At 73.7% G+C, this 8,954-nt stretch carries 6 protein-coding genes; 2 read left to right on the forward strand and 4 right to left on the reverse strand.

All coding sequences use genetic code 11. The features are described 5' to 3' along the window. From ACTUAL_RS07660 to ACTUAL_RS07670, 3 genes are all read right to left on the reverse strand, one after another. The coding region (locus tag ACTUAL_RS07660; RefSeq protein WP_440899752.1) for a hypothetical protein at window positions 1-387 on the reverse strand (387 nt) is incomplete at its 3' end. A gap of 11 nt (window positions 388-398) precedes the next feature. Further along, window positions 399-1,742, reverse strand: a complete 1,344-nt coding sequence (locus ACTUAL_RS07665) for a glutamine synthetase family protein (RefSeq protein WP_012783531.1) — start codon at window positions 1,740-1,742, stop codon at window positions 399-401. 244 nt (window positions 1,743-1,986) lie between these two features. After that, on the reverse strand, window positions 1,987-3,702 hold the full coding sequence (locus tag ACTUAL_RS07670; RefSeq protein WP_096491630.1) for an NAD+ synthase: 1,716 nt from the start codon (window positions 3,700-3,702) through the stop codon (window positions 1,987-1,989). 86 nt (window positions 3,703-3,788) lie between these two features. On the opposite strand from ACTUAL_RS07670, the gene ACTUAL_RS07675 reads away from it, so the two are divergent. Next, the gene (locus ACTUAL_RS07675; RefSeq protein ID WP_440899753.1) at window positions 3,789-5,354 is read left to right on the forward strand and encodes an alpha/beta hydrolase; all 1,566 of its coding nucleotides are present in this window, start codon (window positions 3,789-3,791) and stop codon (window positions 5,352-5,354) included. Between the two features lie 49 nt (window positions 5,355-5,403). Here the strand turns inward: ACTUAL_RS07675 and lysX are convergent, their stop codons facing one another. Next, the gene (lysX, locus tag ACTUAL_RS07680; RefSeq protein WP_440899754.1) at window positions 5,404-8,688 is read right to left on the reverse strand and encodes a bifunctional lysylphosphatidylglycerol synthetase/lysine--tRNA ligase LysX; all 3,285 of its coding nucleotides are present in this window, start codon (window positions 8,686-8,688) and stop codon (window positions 5,404-5,406) included. 31 nt (window positions 8,689-8,719) lie between these two features. On the opposite strand from lysX, the gene ACTUAL_RS07685 reads away from it, so the two are divergent. Beyond that, on the forward strand, window positions 8,720-8,954 hold a 235-nt coding region (locus tag ACTUAL_RS07685; RefSeq protein ID WP_440899755.1), incomplete at its 3' end, for an alpha/beta fold hydrolase.

Here is an 8,954-nt window from a genome sequence, read left to right on the forward strand (position 1 = left end):
GACCCGCACCCACGGGGCCAGGCACCGCACCGGGACGCCCGGGCCGAGCAGCTGCGCCTGCAGCAGCGGCCGGAGCACGCCGCACCGCTCGGGGGCGGTGCAGCGGGTGGCGAGCACCGCCAGCTCCTCGGCGGTGACGCCGAGGTCGGCCGGGGTGACCAGGCCGGGGCCCGAGGTGCCCGGCGCGGCGTCGACCACCAGCGCCAGGAACCTGGCCTCCGGGTGGTGGGCCAGGAACGAGCCGGACAGCGCCTTCACCGCGGGCAGCTCGGCGGCGGTCGCCACCGTGCACCCGATGAGGGCGGGCGCGGTCTCCGGGTTCGAGGGGAACTCGGTCGCGGTGTACGAGCCCAGCTTCGGGGAGTGCCCGGTGTGGACCACCCGCACGGGTCGCCGCTTCACAGGACCGGCAGCAGGGTTCGCAGCTCGTAAGGGGTCACGCTGCGGCGGTAGGAGTCCCACTCGTTCCTCTTGTTGCGCAGGAAGAAGTCGTACACGTGCTCGCCGAGGACCTCGGGGAGCAGCTCGGAGTTCTCCATCTCGGTGAGCGCCTCCCCCAGGTTCTGCGGGAGGTTGGCGTAGCCTGCGGCGCGGCGCTCGCGGTCGGTCAGCGACCACACGTCGTCCTCGGCGGGGGGCGGCAGCTCGTAGCCCTTCTCGACGCCCTTGAGCCCGGCGGCGAGGATGACGGCGAACGCCAGGTACGGGTTGGCGGCCGAGTCCGGGGTGCGGACCTCGACGCGGCGCGAGCTGGCCTTGCCCTTGGAGTACATGGGCACGCGGACCAGAGCGGAGCGGTTGGCGTGGCCCCAGCAGACGGCGGTCGGGGCCTCGCCGCCGACGATGAGCCGCTTGTAGGAGTTGACCCACTGGTTGGTGACGCCGGTGATCTCGCGGGCGTGCTTGAGCAGGCCCGCGACGAACGCCTTGCCGGTGTCGGAGAGCTGGTAGGGGTCCTCGGCGTCGTAGAACGCGTTGCGGTCGCCCTCGAACAGGCTCACGTGGGTGTGCATCCCGGAGCCGGGCTGCTCGGAGAACGGCTTGGGCATGAAGGAGGCGCGCACGCCCTGCGTGATCGCGACCTCCTTGATCAGGTACCGGAAGGTCATGATGTTGTCGGCCATGGTGAGGGCGTCGGCGTAGCGCAGGTCGATCTCCTGCTGGCCGGGCGCGCCCTCGTGGTGGCTGAACTCCACGGAGATGCCCATCGCCTCCAGCGCCTCGATGGCGTGGCGGCGGAAGTGGGTGGCGGTCTCGTGGCTGGTCTGGTCGAAGAAGCCGCCGTTGTCGGCCGGGACGGGTTCGAGGCCGTTGCCGTTGAGCTCCTTCAGCAGGAAGAACTCCATCTCCGGGTGCACGTAGCAGGTGAAGCCCTGCTCGCTGGCGCGCGCGAGGGTGCGGCGCAGCACGTGCCTCGGGTCGGCCCAGGAGGGGGCGCCGTCGGGCATGGAGATGTCGCAGAACATCCGCGCCGAGTAGTGGTTCTGGTCCGGGGTCTTCCAGGGCAGGACCTGGAAGGTGGCCGGGTCGGGGCGGGCGACCATGTCGGACTCGTAGACCCGCGCGAAGCCCTCGATGGCGGAGCCGTCGAAGCCGATGCCCTCGCTGAAGGCGCCCTCGAGCTCGGCCGGGGCCACCGCGACGGACTTGAGGAAGCCCAGGACGTCGGTGAACCAGAGCCGGACGAAGCGGATGTCGCGTTCCTCTAGCGTGCGGAGCACGAACTCCTGCTGGCGGTTCATGGGTCGCAGCCTAGGTAAAGCTCGTTGGCGGCGCGTTGCCGGATCGCCCTAACGCGGTTCGCCCTGGGCGGACGGGGCGGGGCGGGGAGGTGGTGGTCCCTGGGCCGAGCGGGTGACGGGGGCGGGGCCCGGCGGGTGATCGCGCTGGTCGGTTCGGTGGAGATCCGCTCTTCCAGGTGGGCCGAGTCCCCGCAGCCGGGTGGCTGCGGGGTCTCGGTGGGGTTCGTCCGAACGCGCGGGGCGGTCAGCCCTCGCGCCACCCGTTGGTGATCGGGAGGCGGCGGTCGCGGCCGAACGCCTTGTTGCTGATCTTGGTGCCCGGCGGGTACTGCCTGCGCTTGTACTCGGCCCGGTCGACCATGCGCAGCACCCGGTCGACCAGCTCGGGGGCGAACCCGGAGTCGAGCAGGGCGCGGTAGCCCTTGTCGCCCTCGACGTAGTCGTCCAGCACCGAGTCGAGCAGCTCGTAGTCCGGCAGCGAGTCGGTGTCGACCTGGCCGGGGCGCAGCTCGGCCGACGGGGGCTTGCTGATCGAGTTCTCCGGGATGGGGGGCAGCTCGCCGCGCTTCTCGGCCTCGGCGTTGCGCCAGCGGGCGAGGTCCCACACCAGGGTCTTGAGGACGTCCTTGATGGGGGCGAAGCCGCCGACCGCGTCGCCGTAGATGGTCGAGTAGCCCACGGCGAGCTCGGTCTTGTTGCCGGTGGCCAGGACCAGGTGGCCGTGCTGGTTGGACAGGCCCATGAGCGTCATGCCGCGGCAGCGGGCCTGGACGTTCTCCTCGGCGAGGCCGGTGAGGCCCAGCTGGTCGACGAAGGCCGCCACCATCGTGGGGATCGGCTGCTCCGAGTAGTGCAGGCCGGTGCGCTGGGCCAGGTCCTCGGCGTCCGAGCGGGAGTGGTCGGACGAGTAGACCGAGGGCATGGAGACGCCGTGCACCGAGTCCGCGCCGAGGGCGTCGACGGCGAGCGAGGCGACGACGGCGGAGTCGATGCCGCCGGACAGGCCGAGGACGACGGAGCGGAAGCCGTTCTTGTGCACGTAGTCGCGCAGGCCGGTGACGAGGGCGTGCCACACCTCGGCCTCGTCGGGCAGCGGCTCGGCGGAGGCGGGGACGGGCAGCGGCTCGTAGCGCGGCAGCGGCTCGTCCGAGATCACCTTGCGGGTGACGTGGAAGCCCGCGACGTCACCCTCGGTGCGCGCGGCGCCGCCGGGCAGGTCCAGGTCGAGGACCACGAGGTGCTCGACGAACTGGGGGGCGCGGGTGAGCAGGGAGCCGTCGGCGCCGACCACCATCGTGTCGCCGTCGAAGACCAGCTCGTCCTGCCCGCCGACGAGGTTGACGTAGGCCAGCGGCGCGCCCGCCTCGGCGGCGCGGCGGGCCACCAGCGGCAGCCGGACGTCGTCCTTCTTGCGCTCGTACGGGGAGGCGTTGGGCGAGACGACCAGGTCGACCCCGGCCTGGCCGAGGGCGGCGACGGGGCCGCCGTCCTGCCAGAGGTCCTCGCAGATCACCAGGCCGACCTCGACGCCGTGCAGCCGCACGACCTCCAGCGCGTCGCCGCGCCGGAAGTAGCGGCGCTCGTCGAAGACGCCGTAGTTGGGCAGGTGGTGCTTGTGCTGGCGGGCGACCACCTGTCCGCCGTGCAGCACGGCGGCCGAGTTGCGCTTGCCCCGCTCGTCGCCGTCCAGGTAGCCGGCGAACACGGCGACGTCGCCGAGGCCCTCGCGGTCGAGGGTGGCGGCGAGGTCGGTCAGCGCGGCCTTGGAGGCCGAGGTGAACGACTCGCGCAGGACGAGGTCCTCCACCGGGTAGCCGGTGAGGACCATCTCGGGGAACACGACCAGGTGAGCGCCGGCCTCGACGGCCTTGCGGGTCCAGTCGACGACGAGGGCGGAGTTGCCCGCCAGGTCGCCGACGCAGGCGTTGACCTGGGCCAGTGCGAGTCGGAGCTGCGGCATGGGGACATCCTCTCCCACGGAGGGGGTCGGCGGCGCGCGTTGTGTCCGAGGCGTCACCACCCGCCGGGCGCACCTACCATCGGTGCGTGCGCCGTTCCTCTCCGCTGCTCCTGGTCCTGCTCGCGCTGACCGCCTGCACCTCGGTGGTCACCGGTGATCCGAGTCCGGGGGTGCGGCTGGAGAAGCGCGGCCCGGCGGGGGCGGTGCCGCAGGGGCTGGAGCGGTTCTACGGTCAGGAGATCGGCTGGGGCGGCTGCTCGGCGTACGCGGACAGCACGACCACGCGGGCGCTGTACCGGGACCGGCCGAGCCTGGAGTGCGCGCGGGTCGAGGTGCCGCTGGACTACGCGGCGCCCGAGGGGGGGACGATCCGGATCGGGGTGCTGCGCAGGCCCGCCACCGGTGACCGCATCGGGTCGCTGCTGCTCAACCCCGGCGGTCCCGGCGCGTCCGGCATGGAGGCGGCGGTGTCGCTGGTGCCGCAGGTGCTGACCTCGGAGATCGGCGCGCGCTTCGACCTGGTCGGGTTCGACCCGCGCGGGGTGGGGGCGAGCGAGCCGAGGGTGCGCTGCCTGAGCGACGCCGAGCGGGACGAGGAGCGGCTCGACGTGGACGTCGACGCCTCGCCCGAGGGGGTGGCGGAGACCGAGCGGGAGAACCAGGAGTACGCCCGCAAGTGCGCGGAGAACACCAGCGCGGAGTTCCTGGCGAACCTGGGGACGCGCGACGTGGTGAAGGACCTGGACGTGCTGCGGTCCGCGCTGGGCGACGAGAAGCTGAGCTACGTCGGGTACTCGTACGGCACGCACATCGGCGCGGTGTACGCCGAGGCGTTCCCGGCGAACGTGCGGGCGATGGTGCTGGACGGGGCGGTCGACCCGGCGCAGGACGAGGGCGACTCGCTGGTGGCGCAGGGCGCCGGGTTCCAGCAGGCGTTCGAGGAGTTCGCGGCGTGGTGCGCGAAACGGCCGGACTGCGCGCTGGGGACCGACCCGGCGAAGGCCGCCGAGGCGTTCCAGGGCCTGACCCGGCCGCTGGTCGAGCAGCCGGTGGCCGTGCAGGGCCGGAAGCTGTCGTACAACGACTCGATCACCGGCGTGGTGCAGGCGCTGTACTCCTCGCAGCTGTGGGAGCCGCTGAACACCGGGCTGACCGAGCTGAAGGCGGGGCAGGGGCAGACGTTGCTGCTGCTCGCGGACACCTACTACGGGCGGGACGCGGACGGGAAGTACTCGGCGATCACGGACGCGTTCACCGCGATCCAGTGCGTGGACTCGCCGCGCGACACCGACCGGGCCAAGCTCGCCGAGGTGGCGCGGCGGTACCGCGAGGCCGCGCCGTTCCTGGACGACGGCGCCCCGCCGGTGGGCGTGCTGGACGCGTGCGCGTTCTGGCCGGTGCCGGTGACGGCGGCGCCGACGCTGACCGCGAGGCCCGTCGGGCTGCCCCCGGTGCTGGTGATCTCCACGACCGGCGACCCGGCGACCCCGTACGACGCGGGGGTGAGCCTGGCACGGGTGCTGGGCGGCGCGCTGCTGACCTACGAGGGCGAGCAGCACACCGTGTACCTGCAGGGCGTGGAGTGCGTGGACGCGATCGGCACCGCCTACCTGGTCGGTCTGGCGACGCCGCAGGCGGGCGCGCGCTGCTAGCGGCGGCGCGCGCCGGTCCCGGCCCGCTCACGGAGCTCGGGTCCTCGGCTCACGCCTTGGGCTCGGGCCGGACGAACGGGAACAGGACCGTCTGCCGGATGCTCGTCCCGGTGAGCATCATCAGCAGGCGGTCCACGCCGAGGCCGAGGCCGCCGGTGGGGGCCATGCCGTGCTCCAGCGCGGTCAGGAAGTCCTCGTCCAGCTCCATCGCCTCGACGTCGCCGCTGGCGGCCTTGAGCGACTGCGCCTCCAGCCTGCGGCGCTGCTCGACCGGGTCGGTCAGCTCGGAGTAGGCGGTGCCGACCTCCGCGCCGAACGCGACCAGGTCCCAGCGCTCGGCCAGCCGGGGGTCGGCGCGGTGCTCCCTGGTCAGCGGGGACACCGAGGTGGGGAAGTCGGTGTAGAAGGTCGGGGCGGTCGTGGCGGGCTCCACGAGGTGGTCGTAGGCGCGCAGCACCAGCGTCCCGTGGTCGGCCTCCAGGTCCTGCGGCAGCGGCACGCCCCCGGCGACCAGCGCGGCGCGCAGCTCGTCCAGCGGCAGGTCGGGGCCGACCTCGACGCCCAGCGCGGTGGACACGGCCTCGTGCACCGGGACCACCGGCCACCGGCCCGAGATGTCGACCTCCACGCCGTCGCGGACCGCGACCTGCCTGCCGTGCGCGGCCACCGCGGCGTGCTGCACCAGCTCCCGCACCAGGTCCAGCATCACCCGGTAGTCGGCGTACGCCTGGTACGCCTCCAGCATGGTGAACTCCGGGTTGTGGGTGGCGTCGGCGCCCTCGTTGCGGAAGTTCCGGTTCAGCTCGAACACCCGGTCCACGCCCGCCACGCACAGCCGCTTCAGGTACAGCTCGGGCGCGATCCGCAGGTACATGCGGGTGTCGTAGGCGTTGATGTGGGTGATGAACGGCCGCGCGTTGGCCCCGCCGTGCACGGTCTGGAGCATCGGGGTCTCGACCTCCAGGTAGCCCCGGTCGTGCAGGAAGTCCCGGACGGCGCGCACGACGGCGCTGCGGGTGCGCAGCATCGCGGCCGAGTCGGGGTTGACCGCCAGGTCCAGGTAGCGCTTGCGGACCCGCGCCTCCGGGTCGGCCAGGCCCGCGCGGCGGTCGGGCAGCGGGTGCAGGCACTTGGCGGTGATCGCCCAGTCGGCGACCAGCACGGACAGCTCGCCGCGCCGGGAGCGCACGACCTCGCCGCGCGCGCCGACGTGGTCGCCGAGGTCGACGCCGGACTTCCACAGGCGCAGGTCCTCGGTGGTGGCGGCGTCCAGCATGATCTGCACCTCGCCGGTCCAGTCGCGGACGCGGGCGAAGCACAGGCCGCCCAGCTCGCGCAGCGCCACGACCCGGCCGGTGATCGCGACGACCTGCCCGAACCGGGACCCGACCTCGGCGACCGGGCAGTCGCGGTCGTAGCCGACGGGGTACGGGTCGCGGCCCGCGGCGCGCAGCAGGTCGAGCTTGGCCATGCGGACCCTGACCTGCTCGGGGCGGCGGGCGCGGGCCGGTTCGGGGCGGGTGGCCTCGATCTCGCGGACGGCGTCGGCGAACCAGCGCCCGGACGTGGTGGCCCCGCCCAGGCCCCGGCGGCGGGACCCGCGCTTGAGCAGCGAGCGCAGGTTCGGCACGAAGCCCTCGGCGACGCCCGCCGCGATGCTCACCCTGGGCAGGCTCCGCACGCTCGAGTAGCAGAGGTAGCGGGGCTGCCAGTCGGGGCCGTACTTGGCGTTGGAGCGGTACAGGGACTCCAGCTGCAGGAAGCGGGAGGCCAGGCCGAGGACGCCGCGCCAGGCCCGCAGCACCGGTCCGGCGCCGAGCTTCTCGCCCTCCTCGAACACCGCGCGGAACATGGCGAAGTTCAGCGACACCCGCTGCACGCCCAGCCGTCCGGCGGCGGCGACCAGCTCGGCGACCATGAACTCGTTGAGCCCGTTCTCCGCGGTCCGGTCGCGCCGCATCAGGTCCAGGGACAGCCCGCGCCTGCCCCACGGCACGAACGAGAGCAGCCCGCGCAGCGCGCCGTCCGCGTCGTAGGCCTCGACCATCGCGCACCGGCCGTCGGCCTCGTCGCCGAGCCTGCCGAGCGCCATGGAGAAGCCGCGCTCGGTCTGCGCGCCGCGCCACCGCTGGGCCAGGTCGAGCAGCCCGGCCATCTCGTCGGCGGGGATCTCGGCGTGCCTGCGCACCCGCGCGGTGTAGCCGGCGCGCTCGACCCGGCTGACCGCCTGCCTGACCGCGCGCCGCTCCGGTCCGGCGAGGCTGAACTCGCGCACGTCCAGCACGGCCTCGTCGCCGATCTCCAGCGCCTTGAGGCCCTCGGCCGCGTAGGCGCGGGCGCCGCGCTCGCTGGCCCCGAGGACGCCCGCGCGCCAGCCGTACCGGCGGGCCTCGTCGAGCCAGGCCCGCACCGCCTGCCGCCAGGAGTCCTCGTCGCCGACCGGGTCGCCGCTGGCCAGGGTGGTGCCCGCGAGCACCCGGTAGGTCAGCGCGGCGCGGCCGTCCGGGGAGAGCACGGCGCTCTTGTCGCGGCGGGTGGCGAAGTAGCCGAGCGAGTCCGGCTCGCCGTGGGCGGCCAGCAGGCGGCGCAGGGTGAGCTCCTCGTCGACGTTGATCCACCGGCTGGAGCGCTCGCCCCGGAAGAACAGGTACAGGGCGAAGATCGCGACGAGCGTGCCGGTGACGCCCAGCAGGACGCTCAGCCAGGCCGGTCCCTCGCCGGACAGGGCGCGGCGCAGCGGCACGACCTCGCCGGAGACCTGGTTGGCCGCCCAGACGAGCATCTCGCCCTGGTCGCGGAGGGTGCCGGGGAAGACCTCGGTGAGCAGGAACCCGGCGGTCGCGGCGGCGGCGAGGCCGACGGTGAACGCGGCCAGCGCCTTGCGCCAGGCGCCGGGGGCCAGCTCGGCGGGGAACGCCTCCCGGATCGCCAGCAGGAAGGCGATGATGACCAGGGCGGTCAGGACGCCGCCGCCCAGGAAGCCGAGCGCGCGCCGCCAGTCCACCTGCTCCCCCGACGCCAGCACGTCGGGGGCGACGGCGAGCAGGAGCAGCACGGTCAGGTCCCAGAGGAGGCCGAGCGCCTCGATGAGCAGCAGCGCCCACAGGGCGGCGCGCTTGCGGGCGCGCAGCGCCGCGCCGAGGACCACCAGGACCAGGACGATGAACAGGTTCGCCTCGACCGGCAGGCCGAGCGCGTAGCCGGAGAAGAAGATGACGTCGCCGAGGGGTGTGCCCTCGGCCCGCAGCAGCAGCACCAGGGAGGCCAGCGCGGAGACCTGCACGACCGTGGCGACGACTCCCGCCGCACGCCACTTCCACCCGGCAACCGCCACGTTCTTCCACTCCCCCGGAGATCTCGGCCACGTGCGAACCACGATCCACACACCGGCAGGCAGGCTGCACCTCCGCGCGCGGGGGTCCGGCCCGGTCGTCGTGCTCAGCTCGGGGCTGGGCGGGGCGTGGTTCGACTGGGACGCCACGGTAGCCCTGCTGGAGCCGCACGTCCGGGTCCTGGTCTTCGACCGGCCGGGGACGGGTGGGAGCGGTCCCGCGCTGCGGGCGCCGTCGGTGGCGCGGGAGGTGGGGGTGCTGGACGCGG

It is taken from the genome of Actinosynnema sp. (genome assembly GCF_052038725.1).